Raw genomic sequence first — 23932 nt, forward strand, 5'->3', positions numbered from 1 at the left:
CCGCCACCATTCCATTGGTCCATAGAGAGGGAAACTCATGAGGAAGTTTGTTGTTGCCGGCGCCGCCATGGCCGCGCTGGTTTTCGTCGCGGGCTGCGCTTCGCAGTCGCCACCGCCGGCCGCGGCCGAACCGGCCCCACCGGTCGCCGCTGCCCCAGCCAACAGCTGGACGGCGCGCCTCGCGGCGCTGAAGACCGACCTCGAGGCATCGACCAAGGGAACGGGCGCGGTGATCGAGCAGACCGCCGACAACCAGCTGCACGTGGTGATTCCGAACGAACTCTCGTTCGACACGGGCCGCGCCAACGTCAAGCGCAACCTGGCGCAGGTGCTCGACAAGGTCGCCGGCGGCCTGAAGAGCGCCACCGCCGCCAGCGTGCGCGTGATCGGCCACACCGACAGCACGGGCAGCGAAGAAGGCAACGAACGCCTCTCGGTGAGCCGCGCCGACAGCGTGCGCAACCACCTGGTGGGCCGCGGCGTGTCGACCACGGCCATCACCACCGACGGCCGCGGCTCGCGCGAACCGCTGGCGGACAACGCCACGGCGGCAGGCCGGGCGCAGAACCGCCGCGTGGAAATCTTCGTGGCGGAAAAAGCCTGAGGCCAGAAGCTCTGAAGCCCTGAGCTTTCAGGCGACCTCTAGAGGTCCCTGAGGCGGTTGGCCAGCTCCACCGCCGACTTCACTTCCATCTTGTCGAACACGCGCGCGCGGTGGACCTCCACCGTGCGCACGCTGATCGCGAGCTGGTCGGCAATCAGCTTGTTCGGCAAGCCCTCGACCACGAGCCGCATCACGTCGCGCTCGCGGTCGGTCAGCTCGGCGATGCGCTCGGCCAGGCCGCGGCGCAGGCGCTGCACCTCGAGCGCCTGCAGCGACGCATTCAGCGCATGCTCGATGCGGTCGACCAGCGCGTTGTCCGAGAACGGCTTCTCGCAGAAGTCGAAGGCGCCGCGCTTCACGGCGTCCACCGCCGTGGGCACGTCGGCATGGCCCGTCAGGAAGATGACCGGCATCGCGGGCAGCAGCCCGCGCTCCACCAGCCGGTCGAACAGCACCAGCCCGCTGGTGCCGGGCATGCGCACGTCCAGCAGCAGGCACAGCGGCTGCTCGGGCAGCGGGCCTTGGTCGAGAAACTGCTCGAACGCCTCGGCGCTGCCGAAATGCTCGCTCGCCAGGCGCCGCGAACGCAGCAGCCAGGCCAGCGCCTCGCGCACGCTGGCGTCGTCGTCCACGATAAAGATCAAGCCATCGATCAGCGGTTGCATGCCATGAGGTCCAGGAGATTGTTGGTTGAACGCGGCGTCAGCCGGCGGCCGGCAGCGTGAAGCGAAAGACGGTGCCGCGCGGCTTGTTGGGCTCGAACACCAGCGCCCCGCCGTGCTGCTCCACCACCGTGCGGCACAGGCTCAGGCCGAGCCCCATGCCGTCGGCGCGCGTGGTGAAAAAGGGCGTGAACAGCCGCTCGGCCACTTCGGCGCCGATGCCGCAGCCCAGGTCGGCCACCGAGAACTCGATCCAGCGCCGGCCGTCTTCCTGCCCGGTGCCGCCCACCGCCACGGCGCGCGCCACGCGCAGGCGCAGCACGCGGCTGCCGACGTTGTCGGGGCTGTCCATGGCCTGCATGGCGTTGCGCGCCAGGTTCAGCAGCACCTGCTCGACCAGGGTGCGGTCGCACATGGCCGCGGGCAGCTTGTCTTCGAACACCACCTCGATGATCACGCCCAGCTTGCGCGCCTGCAACCGCACCAGCGGCAGCACCGCGTCGATCAGCGCCTGCGGCGCCACGGGCTCGCGCGTGCGGTCGCGCCGGCGCACGAAGTCGTGCACGCTGCGAATCACCTGGCCGGCGCGGTCGGCCTGCTCGGCAATGCGCCGCACGGCCATCGCCACCTCGCCCTGGTCGCCCTTGGCGTGCGGGCCGAGCAGGTTGAGCGAGCCGCTCGCGTAGCTGGCAATGGCGGCCAGCGGCTGCGTGAGCTCGTGGCTGAGCAGCGAGGCCATCTCGCCCACGGTGGCCAGCCGCGCGCTGGCCTGCAGGCGCTCCTGGCTGGCGCGCGACAGTTCCTCGATGCGGCGCTGCTCGCTCACGTCGATGAAGGCGCTCATCCAGCCGGTCTGCACCTTGTGCGCGTTGATGAGCGGGGCCTCGAAGATCAGCACCGGAAAGCGCGTGCCGTCCTTGCGCATGAAGACCGACTCGAAGCCCTCGCGCGGCGGCATGCCGCCGGCCAGGCGGCGGGCCTGGCGCTGCTGGTATTCGTGCGCCAGCTCGGTGGGCCAATAGGGCGCTTCGGGTGCGCTGGGTGCGCCGGGGGCGGCGGGTGTTTCGGCGTTGCCCGCCATCAGCTCCTCGGGGCTGAAGCCCACCATCTCGCAGAAGGCCGGGTTCACGTAGGTGATGCGGCCCTGCAGGTCGCGCGCGCGCAGCCCGGTGATGACCGAGTCTTCCATCGCCTTGCGAAAGGCCAGCGCGTCGGCCAGGTCGCGCTCGGCGCGCAGGCGGCGGCGGGTGTCGCGCGCCAGCAGCACCAGCACCGACACCAGCGCGATGGAAATGGCCGTGACCAGCGCGGTGAGCATGTTGGGGAACAGGTCGGGCGCGGCGCGCCAGCCGTCCACGCGCAGCATCAGCGCGGTGCCCGGCAGGTCGATGAGCTGCTGCGAGGTGAACACCCGCGTGCCGGTGCGCCGCGAGGTGCCCAGCGCCACCAGCCGCGTGCCGTCGGCCTCGGTGAAGGCCACCTCCTGCCCGCGCGTGAGCGTGGGGCCGACCAGCTCGATGAGCGCGTCGCGCAGCGAATAGCTGGCCACCAGGTAGCCGCCCGCGTCGATGGGCACGCACAGCTCCATCACCTCGACGCCGCCGCCGCCGGCAATGGGCACGTAGTGGCTCGGCGAGTAGGCCGGCGCGCCCAGCTTGCGCGCGGCGGCGCAGGCCAGCGTGACGTCGGACTGCTCGGCGCCGCGCGTGGCCTCGTCGAGGATGCGCATGCGGTAGGGCGTGTTGACGGCCTGCAGCGGGCGCAGCGCGGCGTCGCGCCACTCGAGCCGCAGCCACTCGCGGTGCTCGCGCAGCAGCGAGGCCGCGATGTCGGGCCACAGCGCGCGGTCGGCGCCCGGGGCCTGCGTGGCGCGCAGGCTCTGCGCATTGCGCTGGAAGCCGCTGCGCAGGTCGGAGACGGCGTCGGCCGTGTCGCGGTCGAGCGCGGCCTGCACCTGCTCCACCTCGTGCCGGCCCGCCAGCCACACCACCGTGACCAGCAGCGCCGACACCAGCACCGCCAGCAGCAGCCACAGGAACCAGCGCTGCCACAGCGAGCGCAGCCGCGCGAGCGCCAGCAGCGCCCACCGCTGCGGTGCGACGGTCAGCAGCGCATCGGACATCGCTAGAGCACGCAGTGGGACAGCACGGGCAGTTGCGCCCGTGTGCGCGCGACCTGCGCGGCGTCGATGTCGAACAGCACCACGCCCTCGCCGGTGGCCTGCTGCGCCACCACCGAGCCCCAGGGGTCGACCACCAGCGACTGGCCCCAGGTGTGGCGGCCGTTTTCGTGCGTGCCGCCCTGCGCGGGCGCGACCACCCAGGCCAGGTTCTCGATGGCGCGGGCGCGCAGCAGCACCTCCCAGTGCGCGGCGCCGGTGGTGCGCGTGAACGCGCTGGGCACCAGCATCAGGTCGGCGCCCTGCCTGGCCAGCGCGCGGTACAGCTCCGGAAAGCGCAGGTCGTAGCACACGCTCATGCCCACGCGCCAGGCGTGGCCGTCGCGCGAAGGCAGCTCGAACACCACGGGCTCGTGGCCTGGCGCGATGACGCGGCGCTCGTCGTAGCGCTCGGTGCCGTTGTCGAAATAGAAGAGGTGGATCTTGTCGTAGCGCGCCACGCACTTGCCCTCGGGCGAGAAGGCGAGCGAGCTGTTGAACACATGCTCGGCATCGGTGCTTTCTATCGGCAGCGTGCCGCCCACGATCCACAGCCCGAACTCGCGCGCCGCGTCGGCCAGGAAGCCCTGCACCGTGCCCGCGCCCGCGGTCTCGCGCAGGGCCAGCTTGTCGGTGTCGCGCGCGCCCATCATGCAGAAATACTCGGGCAGCACGGCCAGCTCGGCGCCGGCGGCGGCGGCCTGCGCGAGCAGCTCGTGGGCGCGTGCGAGGTTGGCTTCGCGGGCGATGGCGGACACCATCTGGATGGCTGCGACTTTCATTGCGTGGTCTCCTGTTTCTTGCCTTCGTTCGCGCCCGATAGGCCCGGCATCGAAGGAATGCCCTGCGGCAGCAGCTGCAGCGAGCGCGGCACCTTCGCGATCTTGGGGTCGGCCCAGGTGCCTTCGACGTGAAATTCCTGCGTGGCGGCGGCCGACAGCGGCTTGCTCAGCACCCATTGGGCCAGGAAGGCGCCCAGCCCGATGGCCGGGTTGATGGCCGTGGCCACCAGCGCGGCCGTGCCGGCGGTGATCTCGGGCACCACCACCACGCGCAGGTCGGTGGTCTCGCGCACGATGTCGGCCGAGCCGTCCATCAGCGCGGCGGCGTTCACGCCCTTCATCTGCAGGTTGTTGGTGCTGGCGATGCCCTTGGCGATCTTTGCGTCGCCGCGAATGAAGTCGAAGGCGAAGCCCTGGCTGAACACGTCGCGGAAGTCGAGCGTGAGGCGCCGCGGCAGCGCCTGCAGGCTCAGCACGCCCAGCAGCTTGGCCAGGCCCGGGTCGGCCTTCAGGAACTGGCCCTGCTCCACGTCGACCTGCAGCTGGCCGCCCAGGCTGGGGTAGTCGAGCGAGAACGGCGAGCCGCTCCAGTTGACGTCGCCCTCCAGCCGGCCCTTGCCGCGGCGCAGCACGCCCGGCATGCCGAAGCGCGCGAGCAGCTCGCCGGCATCGGCGATGTCGAGCCTGAAGGTCATGCCGGTGCGGCGCTGGCCGGCCGTGCCGCCGGGCACGCCGGCCCAGGTGCCCTTGGCGGCGAAGCTGGCCTCGGGCATGGTGAAGGCGAGCTTGTTGAGCGCCCATTCGCGGCCCGCGCCGCCGCGGTTGACGGCGTCGATCTCGGCGCGGCCCAGGCGCTTGCCGAGCAGCTCGAAGTCGTCCACCACGATGTCCAGCGCGGGCAGCGTGCCGGGCTGCTCGTCGAGCAGGGTCTCGACCTGGGTGGCCTCGCTGGGCGCGATCTTCAGCCGCGCGAGCCGCGCATACAGGCGCCCGGCCTGCGTGTGGCGGTACTCGGCGTAGCCGCTGAGCTCGGTGGCGTCGATGTTGGCGCGCCACAGGGCGCCGTCGCGCGTGCCGCCGAGCACCACGTTGTGCAGCGTGCGGCCGGCCACGGCGAGCTGCTGCGCGCGCACGGCGATGCGCGTGGGCAGGTAGGCCATCGACGGGTCGTCGGCGCGCTCGGGCGTTTCGGTGGCGGCCGTGCCGGACGCCACCGGCGCGGCCTGCGCGGAACCGGTGGCCTCGCCGACCAGCGCCTGCCACGCGGCGGTGTCGAGCTTGGCCACGTTGATGTTGGCGAACACGCCCTTGTCGGGCAGCGCGGCCGTCTCGCCCGCCGACAGGCCGATGCCGATGCTGCCGCGCGCCACGCGGGCCTCGCCGCCCACCAGGTCGCGCACGTACTGCACGCTGCCGACGCGGCCGAGGTCGAGCAGCAGCTGGTCCTGCGTGGCAGTGCCCACGGGCACGGCCGTGCCCGCGCGGGTTTCGCGCGCCAGCACCTTCTTCTCGATGCGCAGCGGCATCTGCTCCTCGGCGGTCTTCACGAGCGGCGGCGGCAGTTGCAGCGCCAGGCCCTGCAGGCTGCTGGTGAGCGAGAACTCGGGCGTGCCGTCGCGCATCGAGAAGGTGGCCGCGTAGGGCGTGCTGCCCGTGGCCTTCCTGGCCAGGCGGGCCAGCCAGTCGACCTCGCGCGCGCCGCGCAGGCCGTCGGCGGTGGCGGTGCCCTGCGCCTTCAGCGCCACTTCGCGGTTGGGCCCGCTGAAGCGGCCGCGGCCTTCCACGCGGATGTCGCCGCCGAGCAGCTTCGCCTGCACGTTGGCCAGCGCGAAGCCGGTCTCGGTGAAGTTGAGCGTGCCCTTGGCCTGGCTGAAGCTGGGGGCCTCGGGCACGACCTGCAGCTCGTTGTCGGCCAGCACCACGCTGGCCTGCACCTTGGCGTTGTCCATGGCGGCGAGCGGCAGCTCCAGGTGCAGCTTGTAGTCGGCCGAACCGGTGGCGCGCGCGCGCAGCATGATCTCGCCGGTTTCGCCCGCCAGCGGCGCGCCCGCGCGCAGCACCTCGGCGAGCGGGCCCTTGGCCTGCGCGTCCACGCGCAGCAGGGAGGCGTGGTGCGACATGTCGGCAATCTGCGCCTCGGCCCTGGTCACCTCCACGCCCGGCGCGCCGACCAGCCGGCCGCGCGCGTTGCGCACCAGCATGCCGGCGCGCTCGAACACCAGCTCGCCGGACAGCGCCGTGAGCGGCGGCCACACGGGCGGGGGCATGCCGTTGCGCGCGGCGGTGGGCGGGTTGCGAGGGGGTGCGTAGGCGTAGTCGACATCGGCCACCTTGGCCGCGATGCGGAAGTCGCCCAGCTTCGGGTCCATGAAGGGCATGTCGTGCAGGTCGCCGCGCACGCGGAAGTCGACGCTGCTGGCGGTGCCCTTGGTGACGGCGTCGCGCACGTAGTCGCGCGTGTGCTGGGGAATGTCCAGCGGCAGGTAGCGGAACACGCGCGTGCCGTCGGCGCGCGTGAGCTTGCCCTGCAGGTCGAGCACGCCCGGAAAGCGCGCCTTGCTGCTCGAGGCGGCCGGGTCGCTGGTGCGCCAGCTGGCCTGGGCGTCGCCCTCGGCGTCGGTGTTGGCGAAGCTGAGCTTCGACACCTGGAGTTGCGCGTTGCCCTTGTCGAGCTTCCACTGCAGTTGGGTGGAAAGCCGGTCGATGGGAATCACCGGCTCCTCGAACACGCCGGGGAATTCGAGCGTGCCCTGCGCGATGGCCAGCGTGGCGGTGCCGCCGGTGTGGGTGGCGTCGAAGTCGACGGTGGCGCCGCTCAGGCCGGGCGTGCCGGGGTGGACCTTGGGCGGTGTGGCGGCTGCCGCGTTGGCCGCGGCGGTGGTCGTGGGTGCGCTCGGCGTGGTGGTCGATGCCGTGGTGGATGTCGTGGTCGATGCCGGTGCCGTGGCCGCCGCGTCGCTCGCGCCCGGCTGCGAGGCCACGCGCAGGCCGACGATGCGGCCCTTGGCCTGGTAGCGCTCGGGCGCGCCCAGCGAGCCCTGCCAGTTGACGTCGATGTGCTCCACCAGCCCGCGCGGCGCATAGGCATCGAGCACCTTGTGCGTGGCCGCGCCGAGCGGCAGCCGGTCGGCGATGAGCGCCAGCGCGGCCAGGTCGAGCCGGTCGGCGCGCATGGCGCCGTGCTCGGGCGTGCGGCCCTTGTTGGGCGTGTGCTGCAGCCACAGGTTGCCGCCGGGCCAGCGCAGGCCGTCGCTGGTGTCGAACTGCAGCGCGGTGGTCGAGAACTCGAGCGTGTCTTCGGTCAGCAGGCCGGCCAGGCGGCCGGTGACGGCGCGCAGCACCAGCGGCTGCAGGCCCTTGTCGAGCGAGACGTCGACCTTGGCCAGCCCCAGGTCGGCCGCGCCGCCTACGACCTGGCCGTCGTCCACGTCGGCCCACACGCGCAGCGCGCCGTTGCCTTCGCGGATGCGCGCGTCCAGCGACACGTACTGGCCCAGGCGCGTGACGTCGATGTAGGGCAGGTCGGCGTAGAGCTGCCCGTCCCAGGTCTGCCAGTGGCCGCTGCGGATGGACAGCAGCGGCTGGCGGAACTGCCCGCGCAGGGTGAAGCGCTCGCCCCAGCCTGCCGGCGGCGTGGCGTCGAGCCGCAGGCCGTGGCGGCGCGCGGTGTTGCGCGCGACGAAGCGCACGTCGGTGAGCATCAGCGGCTCGGCCTGGCGCAGCTCGTCGGTCCAGCGCACGGTGCCGCCTTCGATCACCAGTTCGCGCTGCGCAAAAAACCAGTCGGCGCCGCGGGTTTCTCCGGTGGTGTCGGTGGCCATGTGCAATCCAGCCACATGGAGTTTTCCCTGAGTGTCGCGGCGCACGTCGAGCTGCGGGCCCTCGATGTAGAGCTGCTCGAAGTTCAGCCGCCAGAGCGAGCGCGGCGACACGCTGGCCACCACGCGCACGAGGCGCAGCGCCTCGCGCTGGTCGGCGTCCTGCAACACCACGTCGCGCAATTCGAAGGCCGGAAAAAGCCCTTCGGAGCGGGCGGTGATCGAGCCGATGCGCACCGGCACGCCGATGGCCTTGCTAGCCTGTGCTTCCAGGGCGCCGCGAAAATCACCGATTCGCGGCACAATCCACGCGTGCAGGACCACGACTGACAGCGCCAGCAGAAGCCATGCGGCGATCAACAGACCCAACAGCCAGCGCGCCGTCACAGCGGTGATTTTGAGCAGACGTGAAGGGGAAGACGCCGTGTCGTTCATTGAGGATCGCGCTGTGTCGGGAATTATGACCGCCAGCATTCAGAGGGGTTCCACGGAAACCGATAGCAGTGTGAACCAGTTGCCAGCCACTTCGACGCCCGTCGCGCAGATCGCGTCCTCCTCCTACTCCCGCTTCGTGCAGCGCCTGCGTCGCAGGTATGCGGCCGAGCTTTCATTGCTTCCCCCTGGCGCGCCGCGGCGCGATTCGATGACTGTGGCTTACGAGGCATTGCGCCGACGTGGGGACAGCGTGGGCGATGCACTGAGGATTGTGCGGCAGCTGGTGATGGAGCGGCTCGTCACCCTCGATTGCGACGCGCAGGCGCCGCTGGCCGTGGTGACCACCGCCGTCACCGAGCTGGCCGAGCTGGCGCTCGACCTCGCCTGCGAGGACGCCTGCCACGAGCTCGACACCGTGCACGGCGCACCGCTGGGCCCCGACGGCCAGCGCGCGCAGCTGTGGATCGTGGGCATGGGCAAGCTGGGCGCGCGCGAGCTGAACGTGTCGAGCGACATCGACCTGATCTACCTCTACGACCTCGACGGCGAGACCCGCGGCGACGCCGACGGCCGCGGGCGGCTGTCGAACCAGGAGTACTTCTCGCGCGCCGTGAAGCGCATCTACGCGCTGGTGGGCGACACCACCGAGCACGGCTTCGTGTTCCGCGTCGACCTGGCGCTGCGGCCCAACGGCAACTCGGGGCCGAGCGTGGTCTCGCTCGATGCGCTGGAAGAGTATTTCCAGGTGCAGGGCCGCGAGTGGGAGCGCTTTGCCTGGATGAAGAGCCGCGTGGTGGCGCCGCGCGACATCGTGCTGGCGGGCCAGGCCCAGGGCCTGCGCGGGGCGGTGCTGCCCTTCGTGTTCCGCCGCTACCTCGACTACAGCGTGTTCGATGCGCTGCGCGTGCTGCACCGGCAGATTCGCGAGCAGTCGGCGCGCCGCAGCGCGGGCCGGCCCGAACGCGCCAACGACGTGAAGCTGTCGCGCGGCGGCATCCGCGAGATCGAGTTCACCGTGCAGCTGCTGCAGGTGGTGCGCGGCGGCCAGTTTCCCGAGCTGCGCACGCGGCCCACGCTCGACGCGCTGCAGCGCCTGGCGCGCGCCAACCTCATGCCGCAGGAAACCGCCGACGCGCTGGCGCAGGCCTACGAGTTCCTGCGCCGGGTGGAGCACCGCATTCAATACCTGGACGACCAGCAGACCCACGTGCTGCCGGTGGCCGACGACGACCTGCGCTGGATTGCCCAGACCCTGGGCTATGCCGACACCTGCCCCTTCCTGGCGCAACTCGACACGCACCGCGAATTCGTGGCGCAGGAGTTCGACAAGCTGCTCGGCGGCGAAAAGCCCTGCAACGGCAAGTGCAGCGGCAAGAAGGCCGCCGCGCCCGCCGAGCTGGCCGACCTGCTCGACGACCTGCCGCCCGCCTTCGCCGAGCGCATTCGCGACTGGTGCGAGCAACCGCGCGTGCTGGCGCTGCGCGAGGAAACCCGCGCACGGCTGCGCCAGCTGGTGCAGCGCACCGGCACCTGGCTGAAGGAGCCCGACGGCGACGGCGAAGGCCAGACGCCGCGCCACGTCGATGCCGCGCTGCGCTGGGCCGACTGGATCGAGCCGCTGATGCGCCGCGAGAGCTACCTGGCGCTGCTGGTCGAACGCCCCGCCGTGCAGGAGCGCCTGCTGCGCCTGCTGGGCTCGGCCAAGTGGCCGGCGCGCTACCTGCTGCAACACCCCGGCGTGATCGACGAGCTGGCAAGCGACGAGATGCTGTCGGGCCGCTTCGTGGCCGCGGAATTCGAGCGTGAGCTCGAAGCGCGCCACGCCTCGCTCACCCGCACCGGCGAGGCCGACGAGGAGCGCCTGCTGAACCTGCTGCGCCACGCGCACCACGCCGAGGTGTTCCGCACCCTGGCGCGCGACGTGGACGGCCGCATCACCGTGGAGCAGGTGGCCGACGACCTGAGCGCGCTGGCCGACACCACGCTGCGCGTGACCGCGCGCTGGTGCTGGCCGCATGTGCGCAACCGGCACCGCGAGGTGGCGCAGTTCGCGATCATCGGCTACGGCAAGCTGGGCGGAAAAGAGCTGGGCTACGGCAGCGACCTGGACATCGTGTTCGTCTACGACGACGACGACGAACGCGCCGGCGAGGTGTACGCGGCCTATGTGCGCAAGCTGATCAACTGGCTCACCGTGAAGACGCGCGAGGGCGACCTGTTCGAGATCGACACGGCGCTGCGGCCCAACGGCAACTCGGGCCTGCTGACCACCAGCTTCCAGGCCTACGAGAAGTACCAGCTCGGCCGCGGCAGCAACACCGCGTGGACCTGGGAGCACCAGGCCATGACGCGCGCGCGCTTCGTGCTGGGCAGCGAGGACCACGGCGCCGAACTGGGCGCGCGCTTCGACCAGGTGCGCGAGGCCGTGCTGGTGGCGCCGCGCGACCGCGAGGCGCTGAAGGCCGAGATCATCGCCATGCGCGACAAGCTGCGCGGCGCGCGGCCGGTGAAGGCCGGCCACTTCGACGTGAAGCACAGCCCCGGCGGCATGGTCGATGCCGAGTTCGCGGTGCAGTTCCTGGTGCTGTCGTCGTCCGGCGAGCACCCCGAGCTGATTCCCAACGTGGGCAACATCGCGCTGCTGCTGCGCGCCGAACTGGCCGGCATGCTGCCCGAGGGCGTGGGCCGCAGCGCCGCGCGCGCCTACCGCGAGCTGCGCCGCGTGCAGCATCGCGCGCGGCTGAACGAAGAGCCCACGCAGGTCACCCCGCCCGCACTGGCCGCCGAGCGCGACGCCATGCTGGCGCTGTGGAAGGCCGTGTTTGGCTGACGGCGGCCGTTCGCGCGCGACGACCGCGCTGGGCGCCTGCGCGGTGGCCGTGGCCATTGTTCTGGCTGGCTGCGCCAGCGGCCCCCGTGGAAACAGTGGAAGCAGCGGTGGCGTCGCCAGCGGCCGGGACGGCCCGGGCTCGAACATTCCACCGAACCTGGCCAGCGTGCCCGACGCCGAGCCCCGCATCGAACCCATCCGCACCAGCGGCGGCACCAGCAAGCCGTACACGGTGCTGGGCCGCGGCTACGCGCCGCTGACCGACGACCGGCCGTTCCGCGAATCGGGGCTGGCCTCCTGGTACGGCAGCAAATTTCACGCGGCCTCCACGTCCAGCGGCGAGCCCTACGACATGTACGCCATGACGGCCGCGCACAAGACGCTGCCGCTGCCGAGCTATGTGCGCGTGCGCAACCCGGCCAACGGACGCGAAGTGGTGGTGCGCGTGAACGACCGCGGCCCCTTCGTCGACGGCCGCGTCATCGACCTGAGCTACACGGCCGCGCTGAAGCTCGACCTGCTGCGCGGCGTGGCGCCGGTGGAGATCGAGCGGATCACCAACGAAGACATCCGCACCGGCGCATGGCGGCGGGATGACGGCACGGCGTATGCGGCTGCCGCGCCGGTCGCGGCACCCATGGCCTCGCCGCTGGCCGTTCCGGTGCGCATGCCGGCCACGCGCGTGGCGAGCGCCCAGCAGGTGCAGGTGCCGGCCGAATGGGTGGCGCCCGTGGGCGCGGCCTACAACGACCTGCCGCCGCCGGCCTCGACCATGCCGGTGGCGCCACAGACGCCGATGACCTCGGCGATGCCGGCCGGGAGCGGGGCCGAGCCGGAGTCGGCGCAATCGCCGCCGTCCGTGCCGCCTGCCAGGTCGCCTTCTTTCCAACCTTCTGTGCCGTCCGCGCCGTCCGGGCCCGCCATCGTGGTCAACGACCTCGCGCCGCTGCAGGCGGCACCTTCGTCGCCTCCGCCGCTGCCGCCCGGCGCACCTGCGCCGTCGGCCGCACTGCAGGGCTTCTGGGTGCAGCTCGGTGCCTTTCGCGAACGCGATGGCGCCGAGACCCTGCTGAACCAGGCCGCGCGCGGCCTGCCCTCGCTGGCGTCGCAGCTGCGCGTGTTCAACGAGGCGGGCACGCACCGGCTGCAGGCGGGGCCGTTCCCGTCGCGCAGCGCGGCCGGCGAGGCGGTCACGCAGTTGCGCGACAGCCTGCGCATTTCACCGATGGTGGTGGAAAGGCGCTGAGCCTTCCGGGCCTTCCAGGCCTTCAGCGCCCGAGCTCAGTCGATGGCCTTGGCCGCCACCGGCAGCTGCATGCCCACGCCCAGGCGGTTCCAGGCGTTGATCTGCGCGATGGCCACCGAGAGTTCGACGATTTCGAGCTCGTTGAACTGGGCCTTCACAGCCTCGTATTCCTCATCGCGCGAGCCGTGGTCGCTCGACAGGCGGGTCAGGCTTTCGGCCCAGCCGAGGGCGGCGCGTTCGCGCGCGTCGTAGAAGCTCACTTCGCGCCAGGTGGCCAGGCTGTTGATGCGCTGCCAGCCTTCGCCCTGCACGCGCAGGTCGCGCACGTGCATGTCCAGGCAGTAGGCGCAGCCGTTGATCTGCGAAACGCGGGCAAAGACCAGGTCGACCAGCTTCTTGCCGAGCGTGGTCGCCTCGATGGCGCCGTTGACGCCGATCATGGCCTGGAAGGCCTTGGGCGCGATCTTGAACCAGGCGAGACGGGGGGCGGTGTTCATGGTGAATTCCTTCAGGTGGTTGACGATGAAATTTGCTTACCCACTGAAGACGGGCGAACTGATCGCCCTGTGACACGCCGCGCGAATTATTTCGACGAAAGCGCCTGCGCAGTTCCAGCGATGTTCTCCATGTTCGCGATCCGCGCGAGCTTGTCCGGGTTGCGCTGCGCGCGGATGCGCACGATGCGCTCACCCTCGATCTCGAAGGTCTGCGCCGATTCGAGCTGGCCGTCGATGAAGCGCAGCAGCCCCGGCTCGCCGTTGAGGTCCACCAGCACCATGTGCGCGCCGCCCGGGCCCAGCCGGCGCCAGACCGAGAAATACAGCTGCGCCAGCCGCTGGCTGCCGCGCAGGATCTTGCCGAAGCTGGGCACCTTGCCGCCGCCGTCGGAGACGAGTTCGGCGTCTTCCGACATCAGCGCCTTCAGGTCCTGCAGGTTGCCGCGGGCGGCGGCGTCGGCAAAGGCGCGCAGCAGGCGCTCGTGCGTCTCGCGCGACACGCTGAAGCGCGGGCGCGCCTCCAGCACCTGCGACTTGGCGCGGTGCACCAGCTGGCGGCAGGCGGCCTCGGTCTTGCCGAGGGTGCTGGCGATGTCCTCGTAGTCGGCCTCGAACACCTCGCGCAGCAGGAAGGCGGCGCGCGACTCCGGCGCCAGGCGCTCGAGCACGGCCAGGAACGCGACGGAAACGTTGTCGGCGCGCTCCAGCAGCTGCTCGGGGGTGTCGGGCGCGCCCGTCATCGTGGGCTCGGGCATCCAGGTGCCGATGTAGTGCTCGCGCTCGACCTTGGCGGTGCGCAGCCGGTCGATCGACAGGCGAGTGACAACGGTCACCAGCCAGGCTTCGGCGCTGTCGAGGGTGTCTTTTGCGGCTTCGTGCCAGCGCAGCCAGGCGTCCTGCACCACCTCTTCCGCCTCGCCCATGGAGCCGAGCATGCGGTAGGCGATGCCCTGCAGCCGCGGGCGCAGGCGGTTGAAGGTGAGGGTGGCGTCGTCCATGGAGGCTAGACGGATGGCGTTGGTGGTTTGTGACGGTGGCTGCCAAAAAAAAGCGCCCCGGGGTGCGGGGCGCTTTCTGGTGTGTTGCTCGTGCGCCCTGGCGCCCTGCGCCTATGCGCCCTGGTACTCGGGCCTGGGGCCCAGCGTGGCCGCGACTTCCTTGCGGTAGCGGTTCAGCTCCTGCACGGTCTTGAAGCTGCGGTTCATCAGCAGGCTCAGGTTGTGCAGGATGCGCTCGCCCACCTTGGTTTCCCACACGGCGTCGAACTTGATCTGCTTGTCGAGCCAGTGCTCCAGCCAGTCCGGGTCGGGCATGCGGCTCTGGATGGTGTCGTTGGGGAACAGCGCCTTGTTCACGTGCAGGTTGGTCGGGTGCAGAGCCTGCGCGGTGCGCCGGGCGCTGGCCATCAGCACGCCGACCTTGGTGAACGCAGCGCGGGCTTCGTCGCCGAACTTTTCCATCGCGCGCTTCATGTAGCGCAGGTAGGCGCCGCCGTGGCGGGCTTCGTCCTGGCTCAGCGTGGTGTAGATGTGCTTGATGACCGGCTCGGTGTGCCACTGGGCGGCACGGCGGTACCAGTGGTTGAGGCGGATTTCGCCACAGAAATGCAGCATGAGGGTTTCCAGCGGCGGGGCCGGGTCGAAGTCGAAGCGCACCTCGTGCAGCTCGGCCTCGGTGGGCGCGTGCTTGGGGCTGAAGCGCTTCAGGTACTCCATGAGCACCAGCGAGTGCTTCTGTTCCTCGAAGAACCAGATCGACATGAAAGCGGAAAAATCGCTATCGTGGCGGTTGTCGCGCAGGAACATCTCGGTGGCCGGCAACGCCGCCCACTCGGTGATGGCATTCATCTTGATGGTCTGCGCCTGCTCATCCGTCAGCAAGGAAGCGTCGAACGACTGCCAGGGAATGTCTTTGTCCATGTCCCAGCGGACGGATTCGAGTTGTCTGAAGAGTTCCGGATAGAGCATCAATGTCTTTCTATGGCCGTCGATTTTAGTCGGCACGTTTGGCGCGACCATGACAGACGCGCGATGATGCGAATACGTGCGCCTCGACGACACGGATGCGCCCCCCTTTTCCGAACCTGGAGTCCGCCATGCGAACCCTCTCCCGATTGTCGACGCTGGTGCGCTGCGCACCTGCGATTTCCCTCGTGGCGAGCCTATTTCACGCCCTGCCGGCCAGCGCCCAGGGCACGCCCGCCGCACCTGCCGCGGAGCAGGCCGCGGGGTGCCCCGCCATCCTGCAACACACCTTCCCGCGACTGCAGGACGAAAAACCCCAGGCCTTGTGCCAGTACTCCGGAAAGGTGGTGCTGGTAGTCAATACGGCCAGCTTCTGCGGATTCACGCCGCAATACAAGGGGCTGGAGGCGCTGGACCTCAAATACCGCTCGCGCGGCCTCGTGGTGCTGGGCTTTCCGTCGAACGACTTCGCCCAGGAATCGGGCTCGAACAAGGAAATTGCCGACTTCTGCGAAAGCACCTTCGGCGTGAAATTCCCGATGTTCGCCAAGACCTCGGTGCGCGGCAGCGACGCCAACCCGCTGTTCAAGCAGCTGGCGCAGGCCTCGGGCACCACGCCCAAGTGGAACTTCTACAAGTACCTGATCGGGCGCGACGGCAAGGTCGTGCAGGCGTGGTCGAGCATGACGGCGCCTGACGAGAACGGCTTTGTGAACGTCATCGAGAAGCAGCTCGGGCCAAATTGAGACTGACCAGTTCACAAGAAGACGCATCGGTAATATTATTTACCGATGCGTCCAAATCAATGTGAACTCCGTGAGCCGAGAGAAACAAACGTTTACGAAACGCGCGGGAACCGTGCTGCGGATGCCGCGCTCCTAAATCGGGTGGGCAGTGAGTGCCCACCGGTTTTCATGTTGCGAGGTCTTCCGGGCGCCTGCCGTCCGGTCGAAATCCCGAGGCGATTCTTCTCCTCCTCCCTCCCTCCCTCCTTCGCGTCGGGGCGCCTCGCAGCATTTTTGTCTTCCCGCCGGCCGGGGGGTGCGTCATGACCACCGTGACGTCACCCGCCCGCGTGGCCGTCATCGGCGCCGGCATTTCCGGGTTGGCCGCGGCCCACGCATTGCGCGACGTGGCTGCCGTCACCCTCTTCGAAGCCAGTGACTACTTCGGTGGCCACGCCCACACGGCAACGATCGAGCTTCCACGCTCCGCCTCGGACCCCACCCGCGTCGCCCACGGCGTCGACACCGGCTTCCTGGTCTACAACGACCGCACCTACCCCCAGCTGATCCGGCTTTTCTCCGAACTCGGCGTCGACACGGCGCTGTCGGAAATGTCGTTCTCGGTGCAGGCCACGCGCGACGACGGCGGCTCGCTCGAATGGAGCGGCAACAACCTGAACACCGTGTTCGCCCAGCGGCGCAACCTGGTGGACGCCCGCTTCCTCGGCATGCTGGGCGACCTGCTGCGGTTCAACCGCCTGACCACCCGCATCGCCCTGGCCGGCACCGAGGGCGAGCTGGCCCAGCCGCTGGGCCAGTTCCTAGACGACCACCGCTTCGGCGCGGCGTTTCGCGACTGGTACTTCCTGCCGATGATGGGTTGCATCTGGAGCTGCTCGACCACCCAGATGCTGGCGTTCCCGGTGGCGACCATGATCCGTTTCTGCCACAACCACGGCCTGATCCAGATCGCCAACCGGCCGCAGTGGCGCACCGTGCGCGGCGGCTCGCGCCACTACGTCGAGAAGATCGTCGCGGGCCTGCCCGACACGCGGCTGAACACGCCCGTGCGCCACATCGACCGCGCCGCAGATGGCGTGCGGCTGGCCACCGACGCCGGCAGCGAGCACTTCGACCATGTGGTGCTCGCCACCCATTCGGACCAGTCGCTCGCGCTGCTGGGCGGCGGCGCCAGCCGGGCCGAGGCCGCGGTGCTGGGCGCCATCGGCTACCAGGCGAACCACGCCGTGCTGCACACCGACGCCGGCGTGCTGCCCCGGCGCCCCTCGGCCTGGGCTGCCTGGAACTACGAGCGCGCGGCCGCCGGCGAGCGTGAGTCGGGCCGGGTCTGCCTGCACTACCTGCTCAACAAGCTGCAGCCGCTGCCCTGGGAACAACCGGTCGTCGTTTCGTTGAATCCGGTGCGCGAGATCCAGCGTAGTCAGGTCATGGCCGAATACGACTACGACCACCCGGTGCTCGACCTTGCCGCGATCCGCGCGCAAGCCGATGTGCCCGCCCTGCAAGGCCAGCGCAACACCTGGTTCGCGGGCGCGTGGATGGGCTACGGCTTCCACGAGGACGGGCTGAAAGCCGGCCTGGCCGCGGCCGAGGGCCTGCGCGCCCGCCTGGCCGGCCAAAACGCGCCCGCCCATGCGATGGGGAGCGCGCTGGCATGACCCACGCGCAACCGACGCCGGCCCCGCTGATGGGATTCGGCGAGGTGCGCCATGCCCGCCTGCGCCCCGCGCGCAACGCCTTCGTCTACCCGACCTATTTCCTCATGCTGCCCATGCGCACCCTGCGCGCGCACGGCAGCGACAGCCTGGCCGTCAACCGCGCGGGCGCCCTGTCGTTCCACGACGTCGACCATGGCGACGGCCGCACGCCCGCACAGGGCGGCGCGTTGGCCTGGCTCGACGAGCTGCTGGCAGCGCACCACATCCACGACGCCGCCGGTGAAGCCTGGCTGCACTGCTACCCGCGCGTGCTCGGCTACACCTTCAAGCCTGTGAGCTTCTGGTACTGCCACACGCGCGAAGGCGTGCTGCGCGCCATCGTGGTCGAGGTGAACAACACCTTCGGCGAGCGCCATTGCTACCTGCTCGACCGGCCTGTGTACGGCACGGAGCTGAAGGCGAGCAAGGCCTTTCATGTGTCGCCGTTCTGCCACGTGAGCGGCAGCTACCGGTTTCGCTTCTTCGTCGACGCCGACATGACCCGCACCGTGGTGCGCATCGACCACGACGCCGCCGACGGCCCGCTGCTGCAGACCAGCGTGAGCGGCGACCTGGTGCTGGCAACGCCCGCCAACGTGCGGCGCGCGCTGTGGCGCTACCCCGCAATGACCTTCGGGCTGATCGCGCGCATCCACTGGCAGGCCGCGAAGCTCTGGTTCAAGCGCGTGCCTTTCATTGCCAAGCCGGCAGCGCCCACCCATTTCGTTTCGCGCGACAACCAGCAGCCACAGCAACCGCCGCAACAGCCGTATCCAACGCTGCCGCAACCGCAGCAGGCGACCTCCCGCGAGCCGCGCCAGGCCGCCCCCAGCAAGCTCGCACCGTAGTGCGACGTACCAAGGTATTTCCATGACGTCCACCACCACGGCCACCCGCTTTTCGCTTCCCCAAGACGCGCCCGGTTCCGCACGCACCGTGCTCGGCCTGCTGCAGCGGCTGGCCTACGGCTCGCTCACCGTGCGCCTGCCGGACGACTCGGTGCGCCACTTCGGCGCTACGCCGGGCAGCGGCCCCACGGCTTCGCTCACGCTGCGCAACTGGAACGTGTGCCACGCGGCGCTGAAGTCGGGCGACATCGGCTTTGCCGAGAGCTACATCGCCGGCGACTGGACCACGCCCAACCTCACCGAACTCATCAAGGTGTTCATCGCCAACCGCCGCGCCATCGAGGACGTGGTGTACGGCAGCTGGTTCGGCCGGCTGGTGTACCGGGTGCGGCACATCATGAACCGCAACAGCAAGGCCGGCAGCTCGCGCAACATCCACGCGCACTACGACCTGGGCAACGCCTTCTACAAGCTGTGGCTCGACGAGACCATGAACTACTCGTCGGCCTGGTTCGAAGGCGACCTCGCCAAGCCGATGCCCGTGGCGCAACGCGCCAAGGTGCGCCGCGCGCTCGAGCTGGCGGCGGTGAAGCCCGGCGACCGCGTGCTCGAAATCGGCTGCGGCTGGGGCGCGCTGGCAGAAATGGCGGCCGCCGACTTCGGCGCCTCGGTCACGGGCGTGACGCTGTCCACCGAGCAGCTGGCCTTCGCCCAGAACCGCACCGCCGGCATGGGCGCCGACCTGCGGCTGCAGGACTACCGCGACATCCAGGACGCGCCCTTCGACGCCGTGTGCTCCATCGAGATGGTGGAGGCCGTGGGCCGCGAATACTGGCCGACGTACTTCCAGAGCGTGAGCCGGCTGCTGAAGCCGGGCGGGCGCGCCTGCGTGCAGAGCATCGTGATCGACGACCAGCTGTTCGACCGCTACATCGACTCGACCGACTTCATCCAGCAGTACATCTTTCCGGGCGGCTGCCTGCCGTGCCCGCGCGAGTTCCGCCGCGAAGCCGAGGCCGCGGGGCTGGACGTGATCGACGAATTCGCCTTCGGCGCCGACTACGCCGAAACATTGCGCCGCTGGCGCGAGAGCTTCCTGGCGCAGCGCGCCCACATCCTGCAGCTGGGCTTCGACGAGCGCTTCATGCGCATCTGGGAGTTCTACCTGGCCTACTGCGAGGCCGCGTTCTCGCAGGCCAACATCGACGTGGTGCAGTACACGCTGCGCAAGCGCTAGCAGCGCGCGGCCTTCCGTGCCCCCTCTTTCTCCTTCCCGCTTCGGAACCCTCGACGGCCTGCGCTACGGACTGCTCGGGCTGCCGCTCGCGTTCGTCGCGCTGCCGCTGTACGTGCTGCTGCCCAACCACTACGCGCGCGCCTTCGGCGTGCCGCTGGCCACGCTGGGCGCGGTGCTGCTGGGCGCGCGGCTGCTCGATGCGCTGGTCGACCCGCTGCTGGGGCGGCTGAGCGACCGGCTGCATGCGCGCTCGCCGCAGGCGGTGCTGGGCTTCGGCGCCTTCGCCGCGGGCGTGCTGCTGCTGGGCTTCGGGCTGCTGTTCTTCCCGCAGTTGCTGGTCGACCCCGCGCGCCACGGCGCGCTGCTGGTGGCGGCGGCCGTGCTGCTGGCGGTGACCTATGCGGGCTACAGCATGCTGAGCATCGCGCACCAGTCGTGGGGCGCGATGCTGGGCGGCGACGCGCTGCAGCGCGGGCGCATCGTGGGCTGGCGCGAAGGCATGGGGCTGGTGGGCGTGGTGCTGGCGTCGGTGGTGCCGACGGTGGCGGGCCTGCCGGCGATGGTGGCTCTGTTCGGCGTGCTGCTGGTGCTCGGCTGGGCGCTGTGGACGCGGGCGCCCCGGCCGGTGCGCGGCACGGCGCTCCACGCGCCAGTCGACCTGCGCCTGCCGCTTCGGCGCCCCGCGTTCCGCCGGCTGCTCGCGGTGTTCGTGCTCAACGGCATCGCCAGCGCGGTGCCGGCCACGCTGGTGCTGTTCTTCGTGCAAGACCGGCTGCAGGCGCCTGCCTCGCTGGAGCCGGCCTTTCTCGGGCTTTACTTCGTGATGGCCGCGGCGTCGATTCCGGTGTGGCTGCGCATCGTGCGGCGCTTCGGGCTGGCGCGCTCATGGCTGGGCGGCATGTGCATGTCGGTGGCGGTGTTCGCCTGGGCCGGTGCCATGGGCGCGGGCGACGCGGTGCCGTTCCTGGTGGTGTGCGCGCTGTCGGGCTTCGCCATCGGTTCCGACCTGGTGCTGCCGGGCGCGATGCTGGCCGGCCTCATCGCCGAGGCGGGCGACCAGCCCCACGCTGGCGCCTACTTCGGCTGGTGGAACTTCGCGACCAAGCTCAACCTGGCGCTGTCCGCCGGGCTCGCCCTGCCCTTGCTCGGGCTGGCCGGCTACGTGCCCGGCGCGCGCGAAGTCGGCGCGCTGCAGGCGCTGTCGCTGGCGTACTGCCTGCTGCCCTGCGTGCTGAAGGTGGCGGCGGGGCTGGCGCTGTGGGCGCTGGTGATTCGCCCGTCCAACGGCTCCTCTTCCTTGCCGCTGCCGAAAGTTTCTCCTTGAAGCCAATGAATCCGCCGCTGACCGACTGGCAGGGCAAGACGGCGTGGGTCGTGGGCGCCTCGTCGGGCATCGGCCGCGCGACGGTGCTGGCGCTGCTCGCGCGCGGGGCGCGGGTGGGCGTGTCGGCGCGCAACGGCGAGGCGCTCGACGAACTGGCGGCGCTGCACAACGAGGCGGGGCAGCCCCCGCGCGTGATCGTGCTGCCGCTGGATGTGCGCGACGCCGCGGCCGTGGCCACCGCGCACGCGCACCTGCGCGCGGCCACCGGCAGCGTCGACTTCGTGCTGCACAACGCGGCCATGTACGACGCCCTGCGCGCGGACGCCTTCGCGCTCGACACGATGCTGGCGCACCAGCAGGTCAACTACGTGGGCGCGCTGCACGTGCTGGCGGCCGTGCTGCCCGACTTCGTGGCGCGCAACGCGGGCCACATCGCCATCACCGGCAGCGTGGCCGGCTTTCGCGGCCTGCCGAAGAGCCTGGCCTACGGGCCCACCAAGGCGGCACTGGCCAACCTGGCCGAGGTGCTGTACGTGGACCTGCACGCGCGCGGCATCGGCGTGAGCCTGGTGCAGCCGGGCTTCGTCGACACCCCGCTCACGGCGAAGAACGACTTCAGGATGCCCGCGCTGATCACGCCCGCCGCGGCCGCCGATGCCATGCTCGAAGGCTGGCGCCGGGGGCATTTCGAGATCCACTTTCCGCGCCGGTTCACCTTCTGGATGAAGCTGATGCGGCTGTTGCCGTACCGGCTGTACTTTCCGGCGGTAGCGCGGTTCACCGGGCTCTAGAAACGACCAAGGCGCCGTGAGGCGCCTTGGTTCCGACTTTTCGGGGCCTCTGGAGCTTGCTGAGCTCTTCAGGGCTTGGTGTCGATGAAGCTCGGCCGGAGCATGAGCTTGTCGTACAGCTTGGCGAGGTTGCTGTAGTCGGCGCGCCAGTCGATTTCAGGGAAACGCAGGTTCAGCCAGCCCAGCGTGCAGCCCACGGCGATGTCCGACAGGCTCAGGTGAATGCCGCTGCAGAAGGGCTTGTCGGCCAGGCCCTTGGCCATGGCGGCCACGCCGTCCTCGACCTTGGTGCGCTGGCGCTCGATCCAGGCGGCGCTGCGTTCGCCGTCGTTGCGTCCGGCCCAGGTGGCTTCCAGGCGCCAGAGCACGCCGGCGTCCATCACGCCGTCGGCCAATGCCTCCCAGGTCTTGACCTCGGCGCGCTCGCGGCCCTGCTGCGGAATGAGCTTGCCTACCGGAGACAGCGTGTCGAGATATTCCACGATCACGCGGGAGTCGAACATCGCCTCGCCGCCTTCCATGATCAGGCAGGGAACCTTGCCCAGCGGGTTGGAGCTGGAAATGGTGGTCTCGGCAGCCCAGACGTCTTCGATGACAAACTGGTAATCGAGCCGCTTTTCGGCCAGCACCACGCGCACCTTGCGCACATAAGGGCTGGCGGCGGATCCGATCAGTTTCATGAAGGCTCTCTCCCTAAGCGTGAAAACGTTTGTTAATAGTCATTTTAGGTGAACGGGAAAACCAGAGCCTCAAATCGAACCCCATGTGTAGGCAGCACCCCACGGACCGGCAGCCGCCTAAAATTCGGGCATGAGCTTTTCCACCGTTTCCGCCCTCTCCCCCCTTGACGGCCGCTATGCGGCCAAACTCGCGGCGTTGCGTCCGCTGATGAGCGAGCAAGGCTATATGCACCGGCGCGTGCAAGTCGAGGTGGCGTGGTTCATTGCGCTGTCCGACTGCGGCTTCGCCGAATTCAAGCCCCTCACGGGCGGCGCCCGTAAGTACCTGCTGGGCCTGGTCGCCCACTTTTCCGAGGCCGACGCGCTGGCCATCAAGGAAATCGAAAAAACCACCAACCACGACGTGAAGGCCGTCGAGTACTGGATCAAGTCCAAGTTCGAAGCCCGCCCGGAGCTGCTGGCCGCCGCCGAGTTCGTGCACTTCGCCTGCACCAGCGAAGACATCAACAACACCAGCCACGCCCTGCAGATCCAGGCCGCGCGCGAGAAGGTGGTGCTGCCGGCCATCGACGGCCTGATCGCCAAGCTGCGCGAAATGGCGCACCAGTTCGCCAACGTGTCGATGCTCTCGCGCACCCACGGCCAGACCGCCAGCCCCACCACCGTGGGCAAGGAAATCGCCAACGTGGCGGTGCGCCTGTCGAAGGCCCGCGCGCAGATCGCCTCGGTGCAGCTGCTGGGCAAGATGAACGGCGCGGTCGGCAACTACAACGCCCACCTGGCCGCCTGGCCCGACTTCGACTGGGAAGCCTTCAGCCGCAAGGTCATCGAGACGCCCGCGCCGCTGGGCCTGGGCCTGAGCTTCCAGCCGTACAGCATCCAGATCGAGCCGCACGACTACATGGCCGAGCTGTTCGACGCGGTGGCCCGCGCGAACACCATCCTGGTCGACTTCTCGCGCGACATCTGGGGCTACGTGAGCCTGGGCTACTTCAAGCAGCGCCTGAAGAAGGGCGAAATCGGCTCGTCGACCATGCCGCACAAGGTCAACCCGATCGACTTCGAGAACGCCGAAGGCAACCTGGGCCTGGCCAACGCAGTGCTGCGCCACCTGAGCGAGAAGCTCCCCATCAGCCGCTGGCAGCGCGACCTGACCGACAGCACGGTGCTGCGCAACATCGGCGTGGCCTTCGGCTACGCCACGCTGGCCTACGCCAGCCTGGCCACCGGCCTGGGCAAGCTCGAGCTCAACGAGGAAGCGCTGGCTGAAGACCTCGACGCCTCGTGGGAAGTGCTGGCCGAACCCATCCAGACCGTGATGCGTCGCTTCGGCGTGCAGGGCGCGTACGAGCAGCTCAAGGAAGTGACGCGCGGCAAGACCGTGACGGCCGAGGCGCTGCACGGGCTCATTCGCTCGCTGGAGATCCCGGATGAGGAAAAAGCCCGCCTCCTGGCCATGACGCCGGCCAGCTACGTGGGCAAGGCGGCGGAGCTCGCCAGTAGAATCTAAGGCTTCGTGTACCGATACACCAGCCGCCTGAGGGCGGCTGTTTCACGTCGGTCACGGGCTTCTTTCAGCTTCCAGTTCCCAGCCAACGCCCGTCCAGGGCGCC

The 23932-nt window shown here is 69.9% G+C and carries 18 protein-coding genes; 10 read left to right on the forward strand and 8 right to left on the reverse strand.

What is annotated here, in order from left to right; genetic code table 11:
- Positions 1–37 precede the first annotated feature (37 nt).
- Positions 38–604 carry an OmpA family protein gene (locus AB6807_RS10235; protein WP_116910380.1) on the forward strand — a complete coding sequence of 189 codons (567 nt, stop codon included), beginning with the start codon at positions 38–40 and terminating at the stop codon, positions 602–604.
- 38 nt (positions 605–642) lie between these two features.
- Here AB6807_RS10235 and AB6807_RS10240 read toward each other — a convergent pair whose 3' ends face one another.
- The 4 genes from AB6807_RS10240 to AB6807_RS10255 are packed head-to-tail and all read right to left on the reverse strand — an operon-like array spanning position 643 to position 8459.
- A complete protein-coding gene (locus AB6807_RS10240) occupies positions 643–1269 on the reverse strand; it encodes a response regulator transcription factor (protein WP_093129028.1) in 627 nt (208 codons plus the stop codon).
- A gap of 37 nt (positions 1270–1306) precedes the next feature.
- Positions 1307–3388 carry a nitrogen regulation protein NR(II) gene (locus tag AB6807_RS10245; RefSeq protein ID WP_371084459.1) on the reverse strand — a complete coding sequence of 694 codons (2082 nt, stop codon included), beginning with the start codon at positions 3386–3388 and terminating at the stop codon, positions 1307–1309.
- Positions 3389–3390: 2 nt separating this feature from the next.
- Positions 3391–4206, reverse strand: a complete 816-nt coding sequence (locus tag AB6807_RS10250) for a carbon-nitrogen hydrolase family protein (RefSeq protein WP_371084460.1) — start codon at positions 4204–4206, stop codon at positions 3391–3393.
- Entirely contained in the window at positions 4203–8459 is a 4257-nt protein-coding gene (locus AB6807_RS10255) for a YhdP family protein (protein ID WP_371084461.1), read from the reverse strand. The genes AB6807_RS10250 and AB6807_RS10255 overlap by 4 nt, the downstream gene beginning before the upstream one ends.
- A 25-nt stretch (positions 8460–8484) precedes the next feature.
- Between AB6807_RS10255 and glnE the strand changes: the two genes are divergently transcribed.
- Positions 8485–11289: a bifunctional [glutamate--ammonia ligase]-adenylyl-L-tyrosine phosphorylase/[glutamate--ammonia-ligase] adenylyltransferase gene (gene glnE, locus AB6807_RS10260; RefSeq protein ID WP_371084462.1), complete on the forward strand. Its 2805-nt coding sequence runs from the start codon at positions 8485–8487 to the stop codon at positions 11287–11289.
- The gene (locus tag AB6807_RS10265; protein ID WP_371084463.1) at positions 11282–12535 is read left to right on the forward strand and encodes a septal ring lytic transglycosylase RlpA family protein; all 1254 of its coding nucleotides are present in this window, start codon (positions 11282–11284) and stop codon (positions 12533–12535) included. Before glnE ends, AB6807_RS10265 begins: the two co-directional genes overlap by 8 nt.
- Positions 12536–12570: 35 nt before the next feature.
- On the opposite strand, the gene AB6807_RS10270 is transcribed toward AB6807_RS10265, so the two are convergent.
- The 3 genes from AB6807_RS10270 to AB6807_RS10280 form a co-directional block, all read right to left on the reverse strand.
- Positions 12571–13032: a carboxymuconolactone decarboxylase family protein gene (locus AB6807_RS10270; RefSeq protein ID WP_116910386.1), complete on the reverse strand. Its 462-nt coding sequence runs from the start codon at positions 13030–13032 to the stop codon at positions 12571–12573.
- An 86-nt stretch (positions 13033–13118) separates the two neighbouring features.
- Positions 13119–14030, reverse strand: coding sequence for an RNA polymerase sigma-70 factor (locus AB6807_RS10275; RefSeq protein ID WP_371084464.1), 912 nt, complete (start codon positions 14028–14030; stop codon positions 13119–13121).
- Between the two features lie 111 nt (positions 14031–14141).
- A complete protein-coding gene (locus AB6807_RS10280; RefSeq protein WP_116910388.1) occupies positions 14142–14999 on the reverse strand; it encodes a ferritin-like domain-containing protein in 858 nt (285 codons plus the stop codon).
- A gap of 128 nt (positions 15000–15127) precedes the next feature.
- Here AB6807_RS10280 and AB6807_RS10285 point away from each other — a divergent pair, with 128 nt between their 5' ends.
- The 6 genes from AB6807_RS10285 (at position 15128) to AB6807_RS10310 (ending at position 21639) form a co-directional block, all read left to right on the forward strand.
- Positions 15128–15742, forward strand: a complete 615-nt coding sequence (locus tag AB6807_RS10285) for a glutathione peroxidase (protein ID WP_371084465.1) — start codon at positions 15128–15130, stop codon at positions 15740–15742.
- A gap of 302 nt (positions 15743–16044) precedes the next feature.
- Positions 16045–17400 (forward strand): NAD(P)/FAD-dependent oxidoreductase, encoded by a 1356-nt coding sequence (locus AB6807_RS10290; protein ID WP_371084466.1) that lies wholly within the window; start codon positions 16045–16047, stop codon positions 17398–17400.
- Positions 17397–18287 carry a DUF1365 domain-containing protein gene (locus AB6807_RS10295; protein WP_371084467.1) on the forward strand — a complete coding sequence of 297 codons (891 nt, stop codon included), beginning with the start codon at positions 17397–17399 and terminating at the stop codon, positions 18285–18287. Before AB6807_RS10290 ends, AB6807_RS10295 begins: the two co-directional genes overlap by 4 nt.
- Before the next feature lie 22 nt (positions 18288–18309).
- Complete coding sequence (locus AB6807_RS10300; RefSeq protein WP_116910392.1) at positions 18310–19524, forward strand: cyclopropane-fatty-acyl-phospholipid synthase family protein; 1215 nt, start codon at positions 18310–18312, stop codon at positions 19522–19524.
- A gap of 16 nt (positions 19525–19540) precedes the next feature.
- On the forward strand, positions 19541–20848 hold the full coding sequence (locus AB6807_RS10305; protein ID WP_371084468.1) for an MFS transporter: 1308 nt from the start codon (positions 19541–19543) through the stop codon (positions 20846–20848).
- Between the two features lie 5 nt (positions 20849–20853).
- Positions 20854–21639 carry an SDR family NAD(P)-dependent oxidoreductase gene (locus tag AB6807_RS10310; RefSeq protein ID WP_371084469.1) on the forward strand — a complete coding sequence of 262 codons (786 nt, stop codon included), beginning with the start codon at positions 20854–20856 and terminating at the stop codon, positions 21637–21639.
- Between the two features lie 68 nt (positions 21640–21707).
- Here AB6807_RS10310 and AB6807_RS10315 read toward each other — a convergent pair whose 3' ends face one another.
- Positions 21708–22319: a glutathione S-transferase N-terminal domain-containing protein gene (locus AB6807_RS10315; protein WP_116910395.1), complete on the reverse strand. Its 612-nt coding sequence runs from the start codon at positions 22317–22319 to the stop codon at positions 21708–21710.
- Between the two features lie 130 nt (positions 22320–22449).
- On the opposite strand from AB6807_RS10315, the gene purB reads away from it, so the two are divergent.
- On the forward strand, positions 22450–23829 hold the full coding sequence (gene purB / locus AB6807_RS10320) for an adenylosuccinate lyase (protein WP_116910396.1): 1380 nt from the start codon (positions 22450–22452) through the stop codon (positions 23827–23829).
- Positions 23830–23932: the final 103 nt, after the last annotated feature.

It is taken from the genome of Variovorax sp. RCC_210 (genome assembly GCF_041355175.1).
Lineage (GTDB): Bacteria > Pseudomonadota > Gammaproteobacteria > Burkholderiales > Burkholderiaceae_C > Variovorax.

Excerpts from the sequence above, each read along its gene's own strand:
- AB6807_RS10245 (WP_371084459.1), bottom strand. The coding sequence starts at position 3,388 with ATGTCCGATGCGCTGCTGACCGTCGCACCGCAGCGGTGGGCGCTGCTG.
- AB6807_RS10290 (WP_371084466.1), top strand. The coding sequence starts at position 16,045 with ATGACCACCGTGACGTCACCCGCCCGCGTGGCCGTCATCGGCGCCGGC.
- AB6807_RS10310 (WP_371084469.1), top strand. The coding sequence starts at position 20,854 with ATGAATCCGCCGCTGACCGACTGGCAGGGCAAGACGGCGTGGGTCGTG.
- AB6807_RS10275 (WP_371084464.1), bottom strand. The coding sequence starts at position 14,030 with ATGGACGACGCCACCCTCACCTTCAACCGCCTGCGCCCGCGGCTGCAG.
- AB6807_RS10270 (WP_116910386.1), bottom strand. The coding sequence starts at position 13,032 with ATGAACACCGCCCCCCGTCTCGCCTGGTTCAAGATCGCGCCCAAGGCC.
- AB6807_RS10250 (WP_371084460.1), bottom strand. The coding sequence starts at position 4,206 with ATGAAAGTCGCAGCCATCCAGATGGTGTCCGCCATCGCCCGCGAAGCC.
- purB (WP_116910396.1), top strand. The coding sequence starts at position 22,450 with ATGAGCTTTTCCACCGTTTCCGCCCTCTCCCCCCTTGACGGCCGCTAT.
- AB6807_RS10255 (WP_371084461.1), bottom strand. The coding sequence starts at position 8,459 with ATGAACGACACGGCGTCTTCCCCTTCACGTCTGCTCAAAATCACCGCT.
- AB6807_RS10315 (WP_116910395.1), bottom strand. The coding sequence starts at position 22,319 with ATGAAACTGATCGGATCCGCCGCCAGCCCTTATGTGCGCAAGGTGCGC.
- glnE (WP_371084462.1), top strand. The coding sequence starts at position 8,485 with ATGACCGCCAGCATTCAGAGGGGTTCCACGGAAACCGATAGCAGTGTG.
- AB6807_RS10235 (WP_116910380.1), top strand. The coding sequence starts at position 38 with ATGAGGAAGTTTGTTGTTGCCGGCGCCGCCATGGCCGCGCTGGTTTTC.
- AB6807_RS10240 (WP_093129028.1), bottom strand. The coding sequence starts at position 1,269 with ATGCAACCGCTGATCGATGGCTTGATCTTTATCGTGGACGACGACGCC.
- AB6807_RS10280 (WP_116910388.1), bottom strand. The coding sequence starts at position 14,999 with ATGCTCTATCCGGAACTCTTCAGACAACTCGAATCCGTCCGCTGGGAC.
- AB6807_RS10295 (WP_371084467.1), top strand. The coding sequence starts at position 17,397 with ATGACCCACGCGCAACCGACGCCGGCCCCGCTGATGGGATTCGGCGAG.
- AB6807_RS10300 (WP_116910392.1), top strand. The coding sequence starts at position 18,310 with ATGACGTCCACCACCACGGCCACCCGCTTTTCGCTTCCCCAAGACGCG.
- AB6807_RS10285 (WP_371084465.1), top strand. The coding sequence starts at position 15,128 with ATGCGAACCCTCTCCCGATTGTCGACGCTGGTGCGCTGCGCACCTGCG.